This window comes from Lysobacter sp. Root667, from assembly GCF_001427715.1.
Lineage (GTDB): Bacteria > Pseudomonadota > Gammaproteobacteria > Xanthomonadales > Xanthomonadaceae > Lysobacter.
This window is the reverse complement of record NZ_LMHF01000006.1, coordinates 1-19,840: the sequence shown is the minus strand read 5'-3', so window position 1 is coordinate 19,840 and position 19,840 is coordinate 1. Positions and strand designations below refer to the sequence as shown.

The window sequence follows — 19,840 nt, the reverse complement described above, 5'->3', positions numbered from 1 at the left end:
GCCGGCTTTCGCCCCGCCCGAACGCGATCCCTGCATGCCCTGCGCACGCGCCATCGGTTACCCTTCGGGGCGATGGAACCGCTGAACACGATCAATCGCTGGGGCGACCGCATGCGCGACCGCGCACGCGTCGGCACCTTCTTCCGTTTCCTGGCCCGGCGCTTCCTCGACGACAACCTGTTCCAGGCCGCCGGCGCGCTGTCCTACACCACCGTGTTCGCCCTGGTGCCGCTGTCGATGGTGGTGTTCGGGGTGCTGTCGGCGTTCCCGGTGTTCGGCGAATGGAGCGACCGCCTCAGCGACTACGTGTTCTCCAACTTCGTGCCCTCGGCGGCGCGCTCGGTCGAGGCCAGTCTCAAGCAGTTCTCGGCCAACATCGGCCAGCTCACCGCGGCCGGCGTGATCGCCTTGGTGGTGTCGCTGCTGATCACGCTCAACGGGGTGGAGACGACTTTCAACCGGATCTGGCGGGTCAAGGCGGCGCGGCCCCAGGTCGGGCGCTTCCTGGTCTATTGGACCGTGCTGACCCTGGGGGCGCTGATGGCCGCGGCCAGCCTGGCGGTGTCGGCCAAGTTCTTCTCGATGGAGGTGTTCGCGACCCAGCCCGGACGGTGGCTGGAGCGCGTGTTGCTGCAACTGGCGCCGGTGGCGATCGAATGGCTGGCATTCGCCGCCATCTACCGCGTGGTCCCGCACCGCACGATCCATTGGCGCCATGCCTTCGCCGGCGCGCTGCTGGCGGCGACGCTGTTCGAGCTGGTGAAGTGGGGCATCGGCCTGTACCTGGGGAGCTTCGGCTCCTATTCCAAGATCTACGGCGCGTTCGCGGCGGTGCCGATCTTCCTGCTGTGGATCTACCTGAGCTGGATCGCGGTGCTGCTGGGCGCGTCGCTGGCGTCGTCGATCTCGGCCTTCCGTTACCAGCCCATCGCCATGCGCCTGCCGCTGGGCTTCGAGATGTACGGGCTGCTGCGCTTGCTGGCGCGCTTCAACGAGGCCCGCACCGAAGGCCGCGGTTTGCACAGCGACGAAATCCAGCAGCTCGAGCCCATGCTCACCGACACCCTGGTCCAGCAGATGCTGTCGCAGCTATGCCAGATCAACGTGGTCGCGCGCGCCGAGACCGGCGAATGGCTGCTGTCGCGCGATCTCGACGACCTGTCGCTGGGCGAACTCTACGAAGCCTGCAGCCTGCGCATCCCGATCGCCGAAGCCATGCTGCCCTGCCGCGACGATTCGCTGGGCCGCTCGGCGGTCGCCGCCATGGACGAACTGCGCATTCCCTTGCGCGACCTGCTCAAACGCCGCGTTTCCACCATCCACGCCGACCAGGAATGAAACCGATGACGTTACGCCGCCTTGCCCCGATCCTTGCGCTGTCGTTGCTGACCGTCGCGCTCGCGGGCTGCAACAAACCGGCGCCGACGCCCGAGCCCAAGGTCGAGGCGCCCGCGCCCAAGCCGGCCGTCGAAGCGCCGGCGCCGACGCCGGCCGAGCCGGCCGCTGCCGAAGCCGCGGCCGCCAAGCCCGGCGGCGTGCCGGAGCTGAAACTGCCGACCTTGGACAACGGCGAGTTCGACCTGGCCGCGCATCGCGGCAAATGGGTGGTGGTGAACTTCTGGGCGACCTGGTGCGCGCCCTGCCTGAAGGAAATGCCGGAACTGTCGGCGATGGATGCGATGCGCGAGCACATCGAAGTGATCGGCCTGGCCTACGAGGAAATCGACGCGGCCGACATGCGCGCGTTCCTGAAGAAGCGTCCGGTGGTCTACCCGATCGCGATCGTCGACACCTACGACCCGCCCAAGGCCTTCGACACCCCGCGCGGCCTGCCGACCACCTATCTGGTAGGCCCCGACGGCAAGATCGTCGACAAATTCATGGGCCCGGTGACAGCGGCCATGATCGAAGGCGCGATCGCCAAGGCCGGCGGCCCGGCCGCGCCCGCAGAGGCGAAGCCGAGCCGGTCGTGAGCGCGGCGCGCTACTACGTCGACGGCAAGGTCCAGGGCGTGTGGTTCCGCGCCAGCACGCGCGAACAGGCGCTGGCGCTGGGCCTGCGCGGCTACGCGCGCAATCTCGCCGACGGCCGGGTCGAGGTGCTGGCGGCCGGCGACGATGCGGCGTTGGCGACGCTCGAGGCCTGGCTGCGGCGCGGGCCGGCCAATGCCCGCGTCGACCGTCTCGAACGCGAGCAGGCGCACGAGGACGAAGCCGGCGACGGTTTCGTCTGCGGTTGAGGCGTAGCGATCCCGGCCGATCGCAAGATCGTTTCCCGCCCGCTTTCTGTGGGAGCGGCGTAAGCCGCGATCGCGTGGTCGCGGATCGCAACGCTGACAGCCGATCGCGGCTCACGCCGCTCCCACAACGGCCCGAATTCACGCCGGGCCGGGCCGCACCATCAATCGCCCGTTGCGCCACTCGCGCTGTTCGCTCGCATAGCCGCGCCGCTGCAGGTAGTCGAAGATCGAACGCACCGTGACGACCGGGTAGTCGCCAGACAAGCGCGTGCCGACCGGATGATCGGTGAAGGCTGCGTTGGCCGAGAACAGGCCGCCGAGCACGCGCTTGGAATAGGGGATATGCACCCGGTCCGGCCGGAAGCCGTCGCGCTGGGCCCAGGCGTAGGCGCTGCGGCGGTCGCCCATGGTCGCGGCGTCGTTCGCGCTCGCGGCCAGCAGTTCCAGCACCCAGGCGGTGGAGTTTTGATAATCGTCGCTGCCCGGGCGCGCGATCAGGCTGTAGTGCGGCTGGTGCAGGCTGCGCTGCGGCAGCGCGCGCAATCGCGTCGCCAGGCGTTCGGCCTGCGCCGGCTGCAGCCAGACGATGCGTGCGTCCTGGTTGACCAGGTCGTCGCTGAAGAAATTGACCAGGCCCTGGGCGTAGAGGTTCGAACGATCGCTGCCGCATTCGTTGAGTAGATGGACCGCGGTCCAGCGGCCGTTGGGGTGATCGCGCACCGCGAAGCCGACATGGCTGTAGACCAGACCCTGCGCCGACAAGTCGGTGCCGACCCGCGCGACCAAGGCCACCGGCGCATCGCGTTCGTCCAGCGCAGCGGCCACGCGCAACGCGGTGGCGGCGGCCGCGGCGACCTTCTCGGCCGACACGGTCTGTGCGTCGCAGCGGGTGCCGGCTTCGACGCGCGGCGCGCCGAAGGCGATCAGCACGATCGCGGTCGGCAGGATCGCGGTCAGGACGAGGTGGCGCCAGATCGGCCGTGCTTCAGCTCGCATGGGATTACGCTCCTCGCTCAGCCGATACGTTGGCTGTGCAGCAACTCTCGCGCCCGCTCGTTGGGAACGAAGCACAGCGTGTGGCCGCCGGAGCTGAGCAGCCAGCCGGCCGCAACCGCGCTGACCGCGACCGCCTGACCGATGTGCAGGCCCAGTTCCTTGGCCGCTTGCGCCGACAGGTAGACCACGAAGGACGCGCCGACGCCGACCGCCGACACCGTGACCGCCAGGCCCTGGGCGCTGGCGGCGACGCCGGTGACCGAGAACTTGGCGCCTTCCGACAACGCTAGCGCGACCGCGGCCGGGACTTCGACCGAAGCGGCGAGGCTAGCCTCGGACTGACGGCTGGCGGCGTCGGACTGGATGGCCGCAAAAGCTGGCGTCCCAGCCAGCAGGCCAGCGGCGGCCGAAACGACCAGGACGAGGGGGAAACTCCAGCGTGGGACGTTCCTAGGCATCGCGCTTGCTCATCAGGGTCTGGGGACACGCTGGCCAGCGCCGCGAGCGTTTGCAACGCGCATCGGCGGGGTGGCTCCCGTCGCGCTGCCGGGTAGCGTATTTTTATACCCATGGCCCTGTCCCTAGAACTCGTCGACGCCCTCAAACGTTTCCTGCGCGCGCAGGACCTCACTTACCGCGACCTGGCGACCCGGCTGAAGCTCAGCGAGGCCGCGGTCAAACGCATGTTCTCCAAGCGCGCCATGAGCCTGGAGCGGCTGGAGCAGATCTGCGACGTGCTGGATGTCGGCCTGGCCGAACTCAGCGCCGAAGCCGCGCGCGGGCGCAAGGCCATGGCCGAGCTCAGCGAGGCCCAGGAGCAGGCCCTGGTCGATGAGCCGGCGCTGCTGCTGGCCGCGTTCCTGACCCTCAATCGCTGGAAGCAGGAGGACGTGCAGGAGCACTTCCTGTTCGACGACGCGCAGTGGACCCGGCTGCTGGTGCGGCTGGACCGGCTCGGCATCATCGAACTGATGCCCGGCAACCGCGGCCGCCCGCTGACCGCGCGCAACTTCCGCTGGCGCGCCGACGGGCCGATGGAACGGTATTTCCGTCTGAACCTGCTCGGCGATTTCTTCGCCGACCCCTTCGACGGCGAACAGGACGTGCTGTTGCTGCTCAGCGGCAGCCTGAGCATCGCCGGCATCCGCCAGCTCAAGCAGCGCCTGGGCGAGGTCGCGCGCGAATTCGACTCGCTGCTGGCGCGCGATGCCGCGCTGAGCGCGCGGGATCGGGTCGGCGTGAGCCTGGTGTTGGCGCAGAAGCCGTGGCTGCTGCAGCTGTTCCAGCCGTATCGGCGGTCGCAGGCGGGCTAGCTGGAGAGGTTGGGAGGCGGGAGGGTTCGTCGGTAAAGCGGTCGCGGCTCACGCCGCTCCTACCCAAGGCAGGGCGGTTGTGGGGTAGGAGCGACGTGAGTCGCGATGGGGGAGTGCGAACGGGCGCGGAGCTTCGGTTGCGCGTCGCGCATTCGATGGGGTCACGCGGTTTTGCGATGTTTCGCGGTCGCGGCTCACGCCGCTCCTACCCCAGGCGGGGCGGTTGTGGGGTAGGAGCGACGTGAGTCGCGACGATGGAATGCGAACGGCCGCGCCGCTTCGGTGTGCGTCGCGCAGTCGGTGGGGTTGCGCGGTTTTGCGATGTTCCGCGATCGCGACTCACGTCGCTCCCACATGAGGCGTCGGCGCTGTCTGTGGGAGCGACGTGAGTCGCGATGAGGGAATGCGAACGGCCGCGCCGCTTCGGTTGCGTCGTGCAGTCGGTGGGCCACGCGGTTTTGCGATGTTTCGCGGTCGCGGCTCACGCCGCTCCTACCCAAGGCGGGGCGATTGTGGGGTAGGAGCGACGTGAGTCGCGACCGTCCAGCGCGAACGGCCGCGCGGTTTCACTTCTTCTTGCTGGCCGCCGGCTTGTTCGGGATCGGCTTGAGCGCGCCGTAGCGCTCTTTTTTAGGCTTACCCGGCAGCGGCGGGAATTCCAGCGTGCTTTCCGGCAGCTTGTGCTCCGGCGCGCGCGACAGCAGGTCGCGGATCAGGCTCAGGCGGCCCTGGCGCTGGTCGTTGAAATCGACCAGGGTCCACGGCGCGTGCTTGCTGTGCGTGGCCGCGAGCATGGCTTCGCGGGCGCGGGTGTAGTCGTCGTAGAGCTTGCGCGCCTCGACGTCGATCGACGACAGCTTCCAGCGCTTGAGCGGGTCGGCCAGGCGTTCGGCGAAACGTTCCTCTTGCTCGGCCTGGTCGCAGCACAGCCAATACTTGAACAGGACGATGCCGTCGTCGGTGAGCAGCTTCTCGAACGCAGGCGCCTGCTTGAGGAAGGCGGCGACTTGGTCCGGCTTGGCGAAACCCATCACCTGCTCGACGCCGGCGCGGTTGTACCAGCTGCGGTCGAACAGCACGATCTCGCCGGCCGCGGGCAGGTGCGGCACGTAGCGCTGGAAATACCACTGGGTGCTTTCGCGGTCGTTGGGCTTGGGCAGGGCGACGACGTGGCACTGGCGCGGGTTGAGGTGCTCGGTGATGGTGTTGATCGCGCCGCCCTTGCCGGCGGTGTCGCGGCCCTCGAACAGGATGACGATGCGGCGGCCGCTGTGCTGGACCCAGCGCGCGACATCGGCCAGTTCCAGCTGCAGCGCTTCGAGCTGGGCTTCGTAGTCCTTGCGCTTGAGCTTGCTCATCGCCGGGCCTTCTTCTTGGCCGGCGCGCGCGCCGGGCGGCTGCGTTTGGTGCCGGCCATCGCGGTGGCGACTTCGAGCAAGGCGCCTTGTTGGGTGGTGTTGAGCGCGCGGTAGGCGGCGAGCAGGTCGTGCTCGCCCTGGGTGCGGGCCGGGTCGAAGGTGCTGGCCAGCTCCGACAGCAGCGCGCCCGCGGGCACGCCGAAGGTGCGGGCGAGCGCGTCGAGCTGGTCCTTGCCGGGCAGCTTTTCGCCCTGCAGCCAGGCGCTGACCGTGGCCACGCCGGCGCGCGGGATCGCGGTGGCGATGTCGGCGGCGTTCATGCCGCGGGCCTTGGCGAGCAGTCGCAAGGTGGTACCTAGCGGCATGGCGATCACTCCTTGTGAGCGGGTTCGAGCAAACGGGGACGCAGGGTGGCGAGATTGCAGGGCCGGGTGCGCGCGTCGAGCTGGGCGCGGATGATCTTTTCCCAGGCGGTGCGGCAGGCCGAGGTCGAGCCCGGCAGGCAGAACACGAAGGTGGCGTTGGCCAGGCCGGCGAAGGCGCGCGACTGCAGGGTCGAGGTGCCGATCTCGTCGAAGCTGAGCGAGCGGAACAGCTCGCCGAAACCGGGCATTTGCTTGTCCAGCAAGGGCAGCAGCGCTTCGGGCGTGGAGTCGCGGCCGGTGAAGCCGGTGCCGCCGGTGACCAGCACGCCGTCGATCTCGGGGTCGGCGATCCACTGCGATACCGCCGCGCGCAGGCGGTAGCGGTCGTCGGGCAGCAGCCGGCGCTCGCCGAGGCGGTGGCCGGCCTCGCTCAGCGACTGCACCAGGTAGTCGCCGGAACTGTCTTCGGCCAGGGTGCGCGAGTCCGATACGGTCAGCACGCACAGTCGCAAGGGAATGAAATCGCGTTCTGCGGTCATGCGGCGAAGCCTAGCGCAATCGTGGTGGAGAGGGGGCGGCGCGAGTGCGCGGGCGGTCGGCGGGCGTGGTCGCGGTTTGCGCCGCTCCTGCCCCAAAGCCTTGCTTCGGCGGATGCGAAAGAGCCGTTCAACGCGCTGCGAGCTCGAACGGCGCCGGCGGCAGCTGGCGTCGATGCCGCTGCGCCATGGTCGCGACGGCGGCGGCGAAATCGAGCGCGAAGCCGGCCATGTCGAACAGGCCGCTGTCGCTACGCCGTTGCGCCAGTTCGGCGCGCAGGGCGGTCAGCGCGGCGCGGTCGCTGCCCAGCGCGATCGCGCGGGCGATGAAGGCCGCATCGTCGTCGACATTCATGCTGGTCAGGCCGAGGTGATGGTTCAGGCTGCCGGCGACGCGCGCGGCGAAGGTCGCGCCGGGGTGGGTCAGCACCGGGCAGCCGGCCCAGAGCGCGTCGGAGGCGGTGGTGTGGGCGTTGTAGGGCTCGGTGTCCAGGAACAGATCGGCCTGTTGCAGCCGCGCCAGATAGTCGGCGTGCGGCTGCTTGGGCATGAACACCAGCCGTTGCGGCGCCACGCCCTGCGCCTGCGCGAACGCGCGCAGGCGCGCGTCGGCCTCGCCCGGCCCGGACAACAACCACAGCACGCTGTCCGGCACCTCGCGCAGCACCGCCAGGGCCCGCCCCATGCTGCGCGGGTTGAGCTTGTAGCTGTTGTTGAAGCAAGCGAACACAGTGCCGGTGTCGGGCAGGCCGCAGGCGGCGCGCGACGGCGGCGGCGGAATCGCGCGCGCGGTGTCGGAGGGCTGGAAGCAACGCGGCAGCCAGGCCACGGCCTCGCTGTAATGCGGCGCCATCCCGTCGGGCAGGGCATAGCGGTCGGCGAGCACGTAGTCGATCCAGGGCGCGCCCGAAGTGCCGGGATAGGCCAGCCAATTGACCTGCACCGGCGCCGGCCGCAGCGCGAGGGCTTCCGGCACGCCGCCGCCGCCCCAGCCGCGCAGGTCGAACAGCACCTCGATGCCGGCGCCGCGGATCGCCGCGGCGACCTGCGCGTGCGGGCGCTGCGAAACGTCGTGCAGCGCATGCGCGGCCGCGCGCAGGCGTTGCCGCACCGGGCCGCCGTCGTCGCCGTTGAGCGCGAACAGGTGCAGCTCCAGGCCGGGCTGCGACTTCAGCGCCTCGAACAATGCAACCGTGAGCAGGCCGGTCGGATGCGCGCCGAAACCGTTGGACAGGAAACCTGCACGGACCGGCGCGCCGTCGTCGGCGCGCGCGGCCGCCGCGGGCAAGGGGCGCACCGCACGCGCGATCTCGGCCGCGCGCAAACGCGCGCAGCGCAGTTGCTCGGCGGCGTCGGCGTCTTCGCTGAGGAAGGCGAACGGTTCCACCGCGGCGCGCCCGGCCGCGACCGCGTCGCGGACCTGGCGCGACAGCGAGTCGAGATCGCGCCAGTCGCAGAGCTTGCGGCGCCAGGCCAGCAGATACGCGGCCAGCTGCGGTTCGTCGGGCGCGAGCGCGTGCGCACGGGCGTAGGCCTGCGAGGCGGCTTCGGCCTCGCCGGCGTCTTCCAGGGCGTGCCCCAGCCAGACCGCGATGCCGGGGTGGTCGGGCGCATTGCGCGCGGCCTCGCGCAGGCTCGCGACGGCGTCCTCGCGCCGGCCCAGCATCCATTGCGCGCGGCCCAGTCGCGCCAGCGCTTCGGGATGGCCGGGGCGCAGGGTCAGCGCGCGTTGCGCCGCGCTGGCGCCGGCCGCGGCGTCGCCGGCGTCGAGCTCGTGTTCGGCCAGCACGATCCAGGCGATCGCATCGCCCGGATTGCGTTGCAGGGCCAGGCGCAGTTCGGCGCGCGGGTCGTTCAAAGCCGGCTCAGGCCGCGGTCAACGGCAGGTGGTAGCGCAGGGTGCCGTCGTAGCGCTGCCAGCCGCCGGCGTCGTACAGCGCCTGCGCGGTCGCGTTGTCGGGATTGGTTTCCAGTTCCAGGCGCACCGCACCGTCGGCGCGGGCGAAGCCGGCCGCGGCGTCCAGCAGCGCCTGGGCGACGCCGCGGCGGCGCGCGTCGGCGTTCACGAACAGATCGTTGAGCACCCACACCCGCGCCGCGCGCACCGAGGAAAACGTCGGATAGAGCTGGGTGAAGCCGACCGGCGCGGCGTCGAGTTCGGCCAGGAACACCGCCGACTCGTCGCGCTGCAGACGCTGGGCGATGAAGGCGCGCGAGGCGTCTTCGTCGTAACGCTGCGTATAGAAGTGCCGGTAGCGGTCGAACAGCGGCGCGAGCGCGTCGAGGTCGTCGAGACTGGCGCGGCGGACGGTGGGGCTCATGGGCGATCGATCCGGCGAGGGAGGTCGGATTATGGCGCTCGGGATGCGGGGCGTCATCGCGGGGGTGGCGCGGCCCTCACCCCAACCCCTCTCCCGCGGGCGGGAGAGGGGCTAAGCAGCATCGGGGAGGGGTAGATGGCGTGTTCTCGCCGTCCCTTCTCCCGCTCGCGGGAGAAGGTGCCCGCAGGGCGGATGAGGGCCGCTCTTAATCCGAAGTCAGCCGCGCCAGCTCATCGGCCTGATGCTCCTGCATCAGCCGCGCGACCAGCGCATCCAGATCGCCCGCGATCACGTTCGGCAGGTCGTACAAGGTCAAACCTTCGACGCGGTGGTCGGTGATGCGGCCTTGCGGGAAGTTGTAGGTGCGGATGCGCTGGCTGCGGTCGCCGCTGCCGACCTGCAGCTTGCGGGTCTCGGCCTGGGCGGCCGCGGCCTTGGCGATCTGGGCCTCGGCCAGCATCGCCTTCAGCCGCTTCATCGCCTTGTCGCGGTTGGCGTGCTGGCTGCGCTCGGTCTGGCTTTCGACCACGATCCCGCTGGGGGCGTGGGTGATGCGGATCGCCGAGTCGGTCTTGTTGACGTGCTGGCCGCCGGCGCCGGAGGAGCGGAAGGTGTCCACGCGCAGATCGGCGGGGTTGATCTCGATCGGTTCGCCCTCGGGCTCGACCGGGATGATCGCCACCGTCGCCGCCGAGGTGTGGATGCGGCCCTGTGATTCGGTGTCCGGCACGCGCTGGACCCGATGCGTGCCGGATTCGAACTTGAGCCGCGAATACGCGCCGCGGCCTTCGACCCGGGCGATGACTTCCTTGAAACCGCCGTGCTCGCCGGCGCTGGAGGATTCGATCTCGACCTTCCAGCCCTGACGTTCGGCGTAGCGTGCGTACATGCGGAACAGGTCGCCGGCGAAGATCGCGGCCTCGTCGCCGCCGGTGCCGGCGCGCACTTCCAGATACAGGTCGCCCTCGTCGCGCGGGTCCTTGGGGATCAGGTGCGCGAGCAGTTCGGTGTCCAGGGTCTGCAGGCGTTCGCGCGCGGCGGCGATTTCTTCCTCGGCCAGTTCGCGCAGTTCCGGATCGCCGCGCATGGCCTCGGCCGCGGCCAGGTCGGCCTTGGCGCGGGCCTCGTCGGCCAAGGCGGTCGCGACCGGTTCCAGCTGGGCGAATTCGCGCGAGAACTTGCGGAAGCGCTCGGCGTCGCCGATCACGCCCGGGTCGGCGAGCATGCGTTCGAGTTCCTCGCGACGCTCGGCGAGGGCTTCCAGTTTGCGGCGCAGGGTCGGGGTCATGGGAGCCGGGATTTGGGATTCGGGAGTGGCAAAGCGAACGACGCGTGTGGGCGTCGCTAGGCTTCGCGGCCGGAATCCGACTCCGACGCGGCGTCGCTTGCCTCTCTCGGCGGCTCCGGAAACAGCTTGTCCGCCGCCCGCGCGAGTTCGGCGTTGCCGCTGAGCGCGGCCTCGCGCAGGGCGATGGTCGGTGCGTGCAGCAGGCGGTTGGTCAGGGTGTGGGCGAGGAAGTTCAGCACTTCGGCCGGGTCCTGCCCGGCGTCGAGCTGCTGCTTGGCCTTGGCCAGCACTTCGGCGCGCGCGGCTTCGCCGTGCGCGCGCAGGCGCTTGAGCGGCGCGGTGCGGGTGCTCGCGGCCATGGTTTCGACGAAGCGCGCGACCTGCAGATCGACGATCGCCTCGGCTTCGGTCGCGGCCTCGCGGCGGCTGCGGCGGTTGTCCTCGATCGCCCGTTCGAGGTCGTCGACGGTGTAGAGGAAGGTGTCCTTGAGATCGGCCACGTCCGCGGCGATGTCGCGCGGCACCGCCAGGTCCAGCAGCAGCATCGGCCGATGCTTGCGGGTGGCGAGCGCGGCGGCGACCTGGGGCCGATGCAGGATCGGTTCGCGGCTGGCGGTGGCCGACAGCACGATGTCGGCCTCGCCCAGGTGGCGGTCGAGTTCCGACAGCGGCAGGGCCACGCCGCCGTGGCGGCTGGCCAGGTCCTGGGCGTGGCTGAGGGTGCGGTTGGCGATCAGCAGGCGCTTGGCCTTGGCCTGCACCAGGTGGCGCGCGGCCAGTTCGATGGTCTCGCCCGCGCCGATCAGCAGCACGGTCGAGTCCTCCAGGCGGGCGAAGGATTCCTGCGCCAGCCGCACCGCGGCCGACGCCACCGACACCGGATTGGCGCCGATGCGGGTGTCGGTGCGGGCGCGCTTGGCGGTCGAGAACGCCTGCTGGAACAGGCGGTCGAGCTGACTGCCCAGGCTGCCTGCATTGCGCGCGGTGGCCCAGGCGTCCTTGACCTGACCCAGGATCTGCGGCTCGCCCAACACCAGCGAGTCCAGCCCGGTCGCGACCCGGAACAGGTGGCGCACGGCGTCGGCGTCGCGGTGGCGATACAGATAGGCGTGCAGGTCGCCCATGTCCTGCGGGTGCGTGGCCAGCCAGTCGGCCAGGGCGCGGCCGTCGTCGTCGGCGACCGCATACAGCTCGGTGCGGTTACAGGTCGACAGCAGCGCGACCTCGCTGACCTGCGGCAACGCGCGCAGCGCCGCCAGCGCGGCCGGCACGGTCTCGGACGAGAACGCGACCCGCTCGCGCAGGCTGACCGGCGCGGTCTGGTGGTTGATGCCTAGGACGAACAAGCTCATCGGACAGTGATGCGTCCTGGGGCATGCGCCGACGGCGGTCGACGGGGCGGGGTAGGGGACATCCGTTCAGGTGCTTGCGATAAGCTGCGGGCTGCTGAAGGCCGCCATTCTACCGGCCCGTTTGGTTTCGACGAATTCGATGGATTCGATGGGTTCGATTCATGTTGTCTCAAGCCGCCGCGCCACCCCGCGCGCCCTGACCGTCCTGGCCGGCGCCGTCCTGGCCGTCCTGCTGGCGCCCGCCGCCGCCGCGCCCTCGGCCAAACCGGCGCAGGCGCTGCCCGCCGACGCCTCGGCCGCGACCAGCGCCGCGCTGGAGCCTTTGCTGACCGGCGAATTCGCGCTCCAGGCCGGCAAGCTCAAGGAGGCCGCGACCGCCTACGCCGCCGCCGCCCGCGCCGCCAAGGACAAAGACCTGGCGGCGCGCGCCACCGATATCGCGATCGTGGCCAAGGAGGACAAGCTGGCCGCCGAGTCGCTGGCGCTGTGGCGCGAGCTCGGCGGCGACGGCGCGCCGCTGCTGGCCTCGCAGGCGATCCTGGCCCTGCGCGGCGGCGACGAACGCGCCGCCCTGCGCGACCTCGACCGCCTGATGCTGGCCGACGAAACCGGCTGGCGGCGGGTGCTGGGCGTGCTCTCGACCGGCTCCAAAGACCCGCAGCAGGCCGCGCGCCTGCTGGAAAAGCTGATCGACGGCAGCCAGATGCCCAAGGATCTGATGGCCTGGGTCGCCTTCGGCCTGTACGCCCAGCGCCTGGACCAGCCCAAGCTGACCGAGCGCATCGTCGGTGAGGTGGTCGAGCGTTTCCCCGGCAATCCGCGCGTGAGCCTGCTGCGCGCCAGCCAGCTGCGCGAGGAAGGCAAGAAGGACGAAACCCGCAAGGTGCTGGAGTCGATCACCGACCAGGCCGACGCCGACCCGCAGCTGCGCGGCCTGATCGCCCAGGAATACGACGCCCTCGGCGACCTGCCGACGGCCGCGGCGGTGATGGGACGCGGCGAGCAGGACGACCAGACCTACGCCCTGCGCGCCTCGCTGCTGGCGCGCGCCGAAGACAAGAAGACCCTGACCGCGCTCTACGACGAGCTGCGCCGCAACGCCGCCAAGCCCGAGCCGGGCCGGCGCCTGCTGCTGGGCCAGATCGCCGAATTCCTGGAGCACAACGACGAGGCCCTGGACTGGTACCGCGGCGTGCCCGGCGGCCCGCAGCGCTGGGTCGCCAAGCTGCGCGCGGCCAACGTGCTGCACGAGCTCAAGCGCGCCGACGAGGCCTACGCCGCGCTGAGCGCGATGCAGGCCGACGCCTCGGCCGACGACGACACCCGCCGCGACGCCTACCTGCTGGAAGCCGCGCTGCGCGCCGAGGACAAGAACGACGCCGGCGAGCTCGACGCCTTCGCGCGCGGCCTGGCCGCGTTCCCGGACGAGCCGGAAATCCTCTACGCCCGCGCCCTGAGCTATGAGCGCAGCGACGACATCCCGCGCGCCGAGGCCGATTTCCGCCGCATCCTGGTCGCCGAGCCCGACAGCGTGGCCGCGCTCAACGCGCTCGGCTACACCCTGGCCGACCGCACCACCCGCTATCAGGAGGCGCTGGAGCTGATCCAGCGCGCCCGCACCGCCGAGCCCGACAACGCCGCGATCATCGACAGCTACGGCTGGGTGCTCTACCGCCTGGGCCGCCATCAGGAAGCCTTGGCGGAGCTGCGCCGCGCCCTGACCCTGCAGAAGGACCCGGAGATCGCCTCGCACCTGGCCGAGGTGCTGTGGGCGGTCGGCAAGAAGGACGAGGCGCGCAAGTATTTCGATCAGGCGCGCAAGCTCGACCCCGACAACCGCGCCCTCAAGCGCGCCCTGGAAAAGACCGGCGCATGAGCGCGCGGGCGCTGACCGCCGCGGCCCTGGCCGCGCTGCTGAGCGCCTGCGCCGGGCAGGCCGTGCGCGGCCCGGCCCCGCCGGCGCTGTCGCCGGCCGCCGTCGAGGCCGCCCAGGTCGCCCGCGAATCCGCGCTGCGCGAGCAGTCCGAATGGTCTTTGAGCGGCCGCATCGCGCTCAGCAACGGCCGCAACGGCGGCTCCGGCCGGATCGAGTGGCGCCAGAACGGCGCCCGTTACGAAGTCGCGCTCAGCGCCCCGGTCACCCGCCAGAGCTGGCGCCTCAGCGGCGATGCCGCCGGCGCGCGCCTGGAAGGTCTGGAAGGCGGCACCCGCAGCGGCCCGGACGCCGCCGCGCTGCTGCGCGAGGCCACCGGCTGGGAGATCCCGATCGCTGCCCTGAGCGACTGGGTGCGCGGCCTGCGCGCCCAAGGGCAAGCGCCGGCGGACGTGCGCTACGGCGCCGACGGCCGTCCGGCCCGGATCGAGCAGGGCGGCTGGAGCATCGACTACCGCTGGCCAGCGGCCGAGGGTTCCGGCCGTCCCTCGCTGCCGTCGCGGCTGGATGCGGTGCGCGGGGACGCCAAGGTGAAGTTGATCGTGGATGAGTGGCAGGGGTCGGCCAGCGTCGCCGGTGCGCCGCTGCAAGGCGCGCAAACCGTTCAGCTGCGCAATGAGCTGGCGGCGCTGAACCTCGCCGATCCCGCCGCCGATCTTGCAGTGAATCTGGCGGCGGGCGATCTGAGCGCGATCGGCATCTGCGGCTATGCCTGCAACGCCCCCGGCCTGAGCGCGGACAGCGAGCGCCGGGTTCGCGTGCGCAATCTTTCCGGTACCGGCGACATGATCGAGAACGCCGAGCATGAGCGGCTTATGCGGCAGGCCGCAGCCTATGCGCGAACCTACAACGCAGCCCTCGATGCCTGGCTGCGGGCGAATCCTCCGTCCGCGGACTGACCGCGCCGTCCTCCGATTCGTCGCCCGCCATGCCCGCCCCCGACAGCGACCACCCCTGGTCCCTCTGGCCCGCCCCGGCCAAGCTGAACCTGTTCCTGCGCATCACCGGCCGCCGCGCCGACGGCTACCACCTGCTGCAGACCGTATTCCGTCTCCTTGACTGGGGAGACTCGATCCGGCTGCGGGTGCGCGACGACGGTCGCATCGTCCGCCATGGCGCCTCGGTGGCGGGCGTCGCGGAAGATCAGGATCTGACCGTCCGCGCAGCCAAGTTGCTAAAAGAAGCAGCCAACGTCGGCAAAGGCGTAGACATCGTCATCGAAAAGCGCATTCCGGCCGGCGGCGGCTTCGGCGGCGGCTCGTCCGATGCCGCGACCGTGCTGGTCGCCCTGGATGCGCTCTGGGGCACCGGCCTGGGCGTGGAGCGGCTGGCCGAGCTGGGCCTGAAGCTGGGCGCCGACGTGCCGGTGTTCGTGCGCGGCGACAACGCCTGGGCCGAAGGCGTGGGCGAGGCCCTGTCGCCGATCGATCTGGCGCCGGCCTGGTACGTGCTCGCCGACCCCGGCGTGCACGCGCCCACCGCGGCTTTATTCCAATCTGCTGAATTGACGCGGGATGCCGCGCCCGCGACAATGTCGGACTTCGTTTCGGGTATGCCGCTCGGGAATGCGTTCGAGCCGGTTCTGCGCCTGCGCGAGCCGGCCGTCGAGGCCGCGTTCGCCGCCTTGGCGCGGATCGGTTCACCGCGCCTGACCGGTTCCGGTAGCGGCTGTTTCGTCGAGTTCGCCACGCGCGAATCCGCCGAATCCGCGCTGCTGGAATTGCCGTCCGGCCTTCGGGCCTGGGTGGCGGCCGGCGTCGCGCGGTCTGCGTTGCGCGACGTACTCGAAACACACCTTATGCAGGGGCGTCGCCAAGAGGCCCAAGGCACCAGGTTTTGATCCTGGCATTCGTAGGTTCGAATCCTACCGCCCCTGCCAGCAACACCCCAATGTAAAGGCCCGATCCGGCCCAGACCTCCGGATCGGACATGGACGTCGCCCGCCACGGTCAGAGCGAAGCGGAGAAGACAAAGTGCAGAACGATCGCAGCCTGCTGGTATTCAGCGGCAACGCCAACCGCCCGCTCGCGCTGGCGGTGTGCAAGGAACTCGGCATCCGTCTCGGCAAGGCGCTGGTCGGGCGGTTCTCCGACGGCGAAGTGCAGGTCGAGATCGAAGAAAACGTGCGCCGGCAGGAAGTGTTCGTCATTCAGCCGACGAACGCGCCGACGGCCGAGAACTTCATGGAGCTGCTGGTCCTGATCGACGCGCTCAAGCGCGCATCGGTGACCAGCGTGACCGCGGTGGTGCCGTACTTCGGCTACGCCCGCCAGGATCGCCGCATGCGCTCCTCGCGCGTGCCGATCACGGCCAAGGTCGCGGCCAAGATGTTCGGCGCGGTCGGCGCCGACCGGGTGCTCACGGTCGATCTGCATGCGGATCAGATCCAGGGCTTCTTCGACATCCCGGTCGACAACGTCTACGCCTCGCCGCTGCTGCTCGCCGACATCTGGCGCGCGCACGGCACCGACAACATGGTGGTGGTGTCTCCGGACGTGGGCGGCGTGGTCCGCGCCCGCGCGATCGCCAAGCGCCTCGACGACGCCGACCTGGCGATCATCGACAAGCGCCGGCCGCGCGCCAACGTGTCGACGGTGATGAACATCATCGGCGACGTGTCGGGCAAGACCTGCGTGCTGGTCGACGACATCGTCGACACCGCCGGCACCCTGTGCGCAGCCGCGGCCGCGCTCAAGGCGCAGGGCGCGACCAAGGTGGTCGCGTACTGCACCCACCCGGTGCTGTCGGGCGCGGCGATCGACAACGTGACCCGTTCGCAGCTGGACGAGCTGGTGGTGACCGACACCATCCCGCTCACCGAAGCGGCCCGGGCCTGCGGCCGCATCCGTCAGCTCAGCGTCGCCGAGCTGCTGGCCGAAACCATCCGCCGCATCGCCTTCGGCGAGTCGGTGAGTTCGCTGTACGTGGATTGACGAATTCGCGCTCGCGGCCCCGGCCGCGGACGCAACACCGCTCACCTGGTCGCGGGTGAGCGTCTATACCGCCGCGAGGCGGTCCAACGCCGTAAACGTGAGTAAACAACAATGTCCGAACACATCATCAAGGCCACTGGCCGCAGCGTCGAGGGTAAGGGTGCGAGCCGCCGCCTGCGTCGTGCCGCCAGCATCCCGGCCATCATCTACGGTGGCAAGGCCGCGCCGCAGCCCGTCCAGCTCGATCACGAGAAGGTCTGGCTGGCCAGCCAGAACGAGTGGTTCTACTCCTCGATCCTGACCCTGGACGTCGACGGCAAGTCCGAGAGCGTGCTGCTGCGTGACATGCAGCGCCATCCGTACAAGCAGATCATCATGCACCTGGACTTCCAGCGCGTGGACGAGAACCAGGCGATCCGCGTCGCCGTGCCGCTGCACTTCCTCAACGAGGACAAGTCGCCGGCCGGCAAGGCTGCCGACGTCGTGGTCACCCACGAACTCAACGAAGTCGAAATCAGCTGCTTGCCGAAGGACCTGCCGGAGTTCCTCGAGGTCGACCTGTCGGCCCTGGCCGTGGGCGACATCGTCCACCTGTCGGAGCTGAAGCTGCCCAAGGGCGTCGAGATCCCCGAGCTGAAGCTGGGCAAGGAACACGACGTCGCCGTCGTGATCGCCAAGCACGGCAAGGAAGAGGTCGAAGAGGCCACCGACGCACCGGCCGCCGACGTGCCGGCTGCCAAGGTCGCCAAGAAGGACGAAGACAAGAAGTGATCGCCTGCCGGCGCGCCCTGACCGGCGCGCCGGTTCGCGTTCGCGGACTGTCGTGATCCATGGCGGAACTGCGCCTGATCGTCGGCCTGGGCAACCCCGGCGCCGAACACACCCGGACCCGGCACAACGCCGGGTTCTGGTTTGTGGACGCTTTGAACGAGAAGTTCGGCGGCCGCTTCGGCCTGGAGTCCAAGCTGTTCGGCGAGACCTCGAAGGTCGAGATCGGCGGACGCCCGGTCTGGCTGCTGAAGCCGGCCACGTTCATGAATCTCTCCGGCAAGTCGGTCACCGCGGCCCTGCGCTACTGGAAGATCGAGCCGGAAGAGGCGCTGCTGGCGCACGATGAGCTCGACCTGCCCCCGGGCACGGCGCGGCTCAAGTTCGACGGCGGCCACGGCGGCCAGAACGGCCTGCGCGACACCATCAAGCTGCTCGGGCACGGCAAGTTCCACCGTCTGCGCCTGGGCATCGGCCATCCCGGCCACAAGGACAAGGTCACCCCGTGGGTGCTAGGCCGTCCCGGCAAGGACGACGAGGCCTCGATCCTGCGTTCCATCGACGACGCCATCGACGTGCTGCCGCTGGCGGTGCAGGGCAACTTCATGGACGCGATGACGCGATTGCACACCCCCAGGGCCTGAGTGCCCGGCGGAACGTGGCCGGCGAGCCGCCGCGACGGTTTTCCAGCATCGAGAGTCAATGGCAAAGCGCGGCCGCGGCCGATCTTTCCCTTTCACTTTCTCCACCCGGACGGCGCCATTCATGGGCATCAAATGCGGCATCGTCGGCCTGCCTAATGTCGGCAAGTCGACCCTTTTCAACGCCCTGACCAAGGCCGGCATCGCCGCCGCCAACTTCCCGTTCTGCACCATCGAGCCGAACGTGGGCGTGGTCCCGGTGCCGGATCCGCGCCTGAACGCGCTGGCCGAGATCGTCAAGCCGCAGAAGTGCATCCCGACCGCGGTCGAGTTCGTCGACATCGCCGGCCTGGTCGCCGGCGCCGCCAGCGGCGAGGGCCTGGGCAACAAGTTCCTGGCCCATATCCGCGAGGTCGACGCGATCACCCATGTGGTGCGCTGCTTCGAAAACAGCGACGTGATCCACGTCAACAACAAGGTCGACCCGATCGCCGACATCGAGACCATCGACACCGAGCTGGCCCTGGCCGACCTGGAATCGGTCGAGCGCGCCCTGCAGCGCGCCGAGCGCAGCGCCAAGACCGGCGACAAGGACGCCAAGGCCCGTGCCGAGGTCCTGGGCCGGGTCCGCGCCGGCCTGGACGCCGGCAAGCCGGCGCGCGCGCTGGGCCTGTCCGAGGACGACGTCGCCCAGGTCCGCGACCTGTTCCTGCTGACCCTCAAGCCGGTCATGTACGTGGCCAACGTGCTCGAGGACGGTTTCGAGGGCAATCCGCACCTGGACGCCGTGCGCGCCCGCGCGGTCGGCGAGGGCGCCCAGGTGGTGCCGGTCTCGGCCGCCATCGAGGAGGAGCTCAGCCAGCTCGAGGACGCCGACCGCGACGCCTTCCTGGCCGACCTGGGCCTGGACGAGCCGGGCCTGAACCGGGTCATCCGCGCCGCCTACGCCCTGCTGGGCCTGCAGACCTACTTCACCGCCGGGGTCAAGGAAGTCCGCGCCTGGACCGTCAAGGCCGGCTCGACCGCGCCGCAGGCCGCCGCGGTGATCCACACCGACTTCGAGAAGGGCTTCATCCGCGCCGAGACCATCGGCTACGACGACTACATCAAGTACAAGGGCGAATCCGGCGCCCGCGACGCCGGCCGGTTGCGCCTGGAAGGCAAGGAATATCGGGTCCAGGAAGGCGATGTGCTGCACTTCCGCTTCAATGTTTGATCGCTGAAATGCCCCGAGTTGCGCACTCGGTAAAAAAATCTGCGAAACTTACGTCCGGACGCGTTGACTTCCTCCGTTTCGGGCGCCAGAATTGCGGGCTCTTTTGGAGGGATACCCAAGCGGCCAACGGGGGCAGACTGTAAATCTGCTGGCTTACGCCTTCGGTGGTTCGAATCCACCTCCCTCCACCAAAAGTTCCAACGCTGTAGTGGTTTCCGGCGCGGGAGTAGTTCAATGGTAGAACCTCAGCCTTCCAAGCTGATGGTGCGGGTTCGATCCCCGTCTCCCGCTCCATTGATTTAGCTCCAGGCGACACCACTACAACGGTTAGCAAGGTTTCACGCTCACGTAGCTCAGTCGGTAGAGCACCTCCTTGGTAAGGAGGAGGTCGAAGGTTCGATTCCTTTCGTGAGCACCATCCAAGCAGTACGTCAAACGCAACAAGCCACCTAAAGAAACCAAGCGAGAAGCGAGTCATGGCCAAGGGTAAATTCGAGCGCACCAAGCCGCACGTGAACGTGGGCACCATCGGCCACGTGGACCACGGCAAGACGACGCTGACCGCAGCGCTGACCAAGGTG

21 protein-coding genes and 4 tRNA genes are annotated in these 19,840 nt (G+C 69.8%); 16 read left to right on the top strand and 9 right to left on the bottom strand.

What is annotated here, in order from left to right:
- Nucleotides 1-72 precede the first annotated feature (72 nt).
- Genes ASD78_RS03545 through ASD78_RS03535 form a run of 3 tightly spaced genes read left to right on the top strand, consistent with a single transcriptional unit; the run spans nt 73 to nt 2,239 of the window.
- On the top strand, nt 73-1,338 hold the full coding sequence (locus ASD78_RS03545) for a YihY family inner membrane protein (RefSeq protein WP_055900794.1): 1,266 nt from the start codon (nt 73-75) through the stop codon (nt 1,336-1,338).
- A 5-nt stretch (nt 1,339-1,343) separates the two neighbouring features.
- On the top strand, nt 1,344-1,973 hold the full coding sequence (locus tag ASD78_RS03540; protein WP_056098446.1) for a TlpA disulfide reductase family protein: 630 nt from the start codon (nt 1,344-1,346) through the stop codon (nt 1,971-1,973).
- Complete coding sequence (locus ASD78_RS03535) at nt 1,970-2,239, top strand: acylphosphatase (protein WP_056098430.1); 270 nt, start codon at nt 1,970-1,972, stop codon at nt 2,237-2,239. Before ASD78_RS03540 ends, ASD78_RS03535 begins: the two co-directional genes overlap by 4 nt.
- A gap of 138 nt (nt 2,240-2,377) precedes the next feature.
- Here ASD78_RS03535 and ASD78_RS03530 read toward each other — a convergent pair whose 3' ends face one another.
- Together ASD78_RS03530 and ASD78_RS20460 are read right to left on the bottom strand one after the other, a co-directional pair.
- Entirely contained in the window at nt 2,378-3,235 is an 858-nt protein-coding gene (locus ASD78_RS03530; protein ID WP_056098428.1) for a DUF2145 domain-containing protein, read from the bottom strand.
- Nucleotides 3,236-3,252: 17 nt separating this feature from the next.
- On the bottom strand, nt 3,253-3,693 hold the full coding sequence (locus ASD78_RS20460) for a hypothetical protein (protein WP_156087560.1): 441 nt from the start codon (nt 3,691-3,693) through the stop codon (nt 3,253-3,255).
- Nucleotides 3,694-3,804: 111 nt separating this feature from the next.
- Here ASD78_RS20460 and ASD78_RS03520 point away from each other — a divergent pair, with 111 nt between their 5' ends.
- Nucleotides 3,805-4,548: a helix-turn-helix transcriptional regulator gene (locus ASD78_RS03520; protein WP_055900806.1), complete on the top strand. Its 744-nt coding sequence runs from the start codon at nt 3,805-3,807 to the stop codon at nt 4,546-4,548.
- Between the two features lie 566 nt (nt 4,549-5,114).
- Here the strand turns inward: ASD78_RS03520 and ppk2 are convergent.
- From ppk2 to hemA, 7 genes are all read right to left on the bottom strand, one after another.
- Entirely contained in the window at nt 5,115-5,906 is a 792-nt protein-coding gene (gene ppk2, locus ASD78_RS03515) for a polyphosphate kinase 2 (protein ID WP_056098423.1), read from the bottom strand.
- The gene (locus ASD78_RS03510; RefSeq protein ID WP_056098421.1) at nt 5,903-6,271 is read right to left on the bottom strand and encodes a helix-turn-helix domain-containing protein; all 369 of its coding nucleotides are present in this window, start codon (nt 6,269-6,271) and stop codon (nt 5,903-5,905) included. Before ASD78_RS03510 ends, ppk2 begins: the two co-directional genes overlap by 4 nt.
- Before the next feature lie 5 nt (nt 6,272-6,276).
- Entirely contained in the window at nt 6,277-6,810 is a 534-nt protein-coding gene (gene moaB, locus ASD78_RS03505) for a molybdenum cofactor biosynthesis protein B (RefSeq protein WP_055900815.1), read from the bottom strand.
- A 127-nt stretch (nt 6,811-6,937) separates the two neighbouring features.
- Nucleotides 6,938-8,665: a tetratricopeptide repeat protein gene (locus tag ASD78_RS03500; protein WP_056098419.1), complete on the bottom strand. Its 1,728-nt coding sequence runs from the start codon at nt 8,663-8,665 to the stop codon at nt 6,938-6,940.
- 7 nt (nt 8,666-8,672) lie between these two features.
- Nucleotides 8,673-9,128 carry a GNAT family N-acetyltransferase gene (locus tag ASD78_RS03495; RefSeq protein WP_055900821.1) on the bottom strand — a complete coding sequence of 152 codons (456 nt, stop codon included), beginning with the start codon at nt 9,126-9,128 and terminating at the stop codon, nt 8,673-8,675.
- Nucleotides 9,129-9,333: 205 nt separating this feature from the next.
- Nucleotides 9,334-10,416 carry a peptide chain release factor 1 gene (gene prfA / locus ASD78_RS03490; RefSeq protein WP_055900824.1) on the bottom strand — a complete coding sequence of 361 codons (1,083 nt, stop codon included), beginning with the start codon at nt 10,414-10,416 and terminating at the stop codon, nt 9,334-9,336.
- 56 nt (nt 10,417-10,472) lie between these two features.
- Nucleotides 10,473-11,768 (bottom strand): glutamyl-tRNA reductase, encoded by a 1,296-nt coding sequence (gene hemA / locus ASD78_RS03485; RefSeq protein ID WP_056098417.1) that lies wholly within the window; start codon nt 11,766-11,768, stop codon nt 10,473-10,475.
- A 148-nt stretch (nt 11,769-11,916) separates the two neighbouring features.
- Here hemA and ASD78_RS03480 point away from each other — a divergent pair, with 148 nt between their 5' ends.
- From ASD78_RS03480 to ASD78_RS03425, 12 genes are all read left to right on the top strand, one after another.
- On the top strand, nt 11,917-13,644 hold the full coding sequence (locus ASD78_RS03480) for a tetratricopeptide repeat protein (protein ID WP_156087559.1): 1,728 nt from the start codon (nt 11,917-11,919) through the stop codon (nt 13,642-13,644).
- Nucleotides 13,641-14,600, top strand: coding sequence for a lipoprotein insertase outer membrane protein LolB (lolB, locus tag ASD78_RS03475; protein ID WP_082575411.1), 960 nt, complete (start codon nt 13,641-13,643; stop codon nt 14,598-14,600). Before ASD78_RS03480 ends, lolB begins: the two co-directional genes overlap by 4 nt.
- 29 nt (nt 14,601-14,629) lie before the next feature.
- Nucleotides 14,630-15,541: a 4-(cytidine 5'-diphospho)-2-C-methyl-D-erythritol kinase gene (gene ispE / locus ASD78_RS03470; RefSeq protein ID WP_056098442.1), complete on the top strand. Its 912-nt coding sequence runs from the start codon at nt 14,630-14,632 to the stop codon at nt 15,539-15,541.
- Nucleotides 15,504-15,580 (top strand) — tRNA-Gln (locus ASD78_RS03465). Before ispE ends, ASD78_RS03465 begins: the two co-directional genes overlap by 38 nt.
- A 94-nt stretch (nt 15,581-15,674) precedes the next feature.
- Entirely contained in the window at nt 15,675-16,634 is a 960-nt protein-coding gene (locus tag ASD78_RS03460; RefSeq protein WP_055900830.1) for a ribose-phosphate diphosphokinase, read from the top strand.
- A 111-nt stretch (nt 16,635-16,745) separates the two neighbouring features.
- Nucleotides 16,746-17,405 (top strand): 50S ribosomal protein L25/general stress protein Ctc, encoded by a 660-nt coding sequence (locus tag ASD78_RS03455; protein ID WP_055900833.1) that lies wholly within the window; start codon nt 16,746-16,748, stop codon nt 17,403-17,405.
- 59 nt (nt 17,406-17,464) lie between these two features.
- The gene (pth, locus tag ASD78_RS03450) at nt 17,465-18,046 is read left to right on the top strand and encodes an aminoacyl-tRNA hydrolase (protein ID WP_055900836.1); all 582 of its coding nucleotides are present in this window, start codon (nt 17,465-17,467) and stop codon (nt 18,044-18,046) included.
- 121 nt (nt 18,047-18,167) lie between these two features.
- Nucleotides 18,168-19,259, top strand: coding sequence for a redox-regulated ATPase YchF (gene ychF / locus ASD78_RS03445; RefSeq protein WP_055900841.1), 1,092 nt, complete (start codon nt 18,168-18,170; stop codon nt 19,257-19,259).
- Nucleotides 19,260-19,364: 105 nt separating this feature from the next.
- Nucleotides 19,365-19,450 (top strand) — tRNA-Tyr (locus tag ASD78_RS03440).
- 29 nt (nt 19,451-19,479) lie between these two features.
- Nucleotides 19,480-19,553: transfer RNA gene (locus ASD78_RS03435), tRNA-Gly, on the top strand.
- A gap of 48 nt (nt 19,554-19,601) precedes the next feature.
- A tRNA-Thr gene (locus ASD78_RS03430) sits at nt 19,602-19,677 on the top strand.
- 58 nt (nt 19,678-19,735) lie between these two features.
- A partial coding sequence (locus ASD78_RS03425; RefSeq protein ID WP_082559638.1) for a GTP-binding protein occupies nt 19,736-19,840 on the top strand: 105 nt, incomplete at its 3' end.

Bases quoted from the DNA above. Each gene is read 5' to 3' on its own strand.
- ASD78_RS03545 (WP_055900794.1), top strand. From the start codon at position 73: ATGGAACCGCTGAACACGATCAATCGCTGGGGCGACCGCATGCGCGAC.
- ASD78_RS03540 (WP_056098446.1), top strand. From the start codon at position 1,344: ATGACGTTACGCCGCCTTGCCCCGATCCTTGCGCTGTCGTTGCTGACC.
- ASD78_RS03530 (WP_056098428.1), bottom strand. From the start codon at position 3,235: ATGCGAGCTGAAGCACGGCCGATCTGGCGCCACCTCGTCCTGACCGCG.
- ASD78_RS20460 (WP_156087560.1), bottom strand. From the start codon at position 3,693: ATGCCTAGGAACGTCCCACGCTGGAGTTTCCCCCTCGTCCTGGTCGTT.
- ASD78_RS03520 (WP_055900806.1), top strand. From the start codon at position 3,805: ATGGCCCTGTCCCTAGAACTCGTCGACGCCCTCAAACGTTTCCTGCGC.
- ppk2 (WP_056098423.1), bottom strand. From the start codon at position 5,906: ATGAGCAAGCTCAAGCGCAAGGACTACGAAGCCCAGCTCGAAGCGCTG.
- ASD78_RS03510 (WP_056098421.1), bottom strand. From the start codon at position 6,271: ATGCCGCTAGGTACCACCTTGCGACTGCTCGCCAAGGCCCGCGGCATG.
- moaB (WP_055900815.1), bottom strand. From the start codon at position 6,810: ATGACCGCAGAACGCGATTTCATTCCCTTGCGACTGTGCGTGCTGACC.
- ASD78_RS03495 (WP_055900821.1), bottom strand. From the start codon at position 9,128: ATGAGCCCCACCGTCCGCCGCGCCAGTCTCGACGACCTCGACGCGCTC.
- prfA (WP_055900824.1), bottom strand. From the start codon at position 10,416: ATGACCCCGACCCTGCGCCGCAAACTGGAAGCCCTCGCCGAGCGTCGC.
- hemA (WP_056098417.1), bottom strand. From the start codon at position 11,768: ATGAGCTTGTTCGTCCTAGGCATCAACCACCAGACCGCGCCGGTCAGC.
- ASD78_RS03480 (WP_156087559.1), top strand. From the start codon at position 11,917: ATGGGTTCGATTCATGTTGTCTCAAGCCGCCGCGCCACCCCGCGCGCC.
- lolB (WP_082575411.1), top strand. From the start codon at position 13,641: ATGAGCGCGCGGGCGCTGACCGCCGCGGCCCTGGCCGCGCTGCTGAGC.
- ispE (WP_056098442.1), top strand. From the start codon at position 14,630: ATGCCCGCCCCCGACAGCGACCACCCCTGGTCCCTCTGGCCCGCCCCG.
- ASD78_RS03455 (WP_055900833.1), top strand. From the start codon at position 16,746: ATGTCCGAACACATCATCAAGGCCACTGGCCGCAGCGTCGAGGGTAAG.
- pth (WP_055900836.1), top strand. From the start codon at position 17,465: ATGGCGGAACTGCGCCTGATCGTCGGCCTGGGCAACCCCGGCGCCGAA.
- ychF (WP_055900841.1), top strand. From the start codon at position 18,168: ATGGGCATCAAATGCGGCATCGTCGGCCTGCCTAATGTCGGCAAGTCG.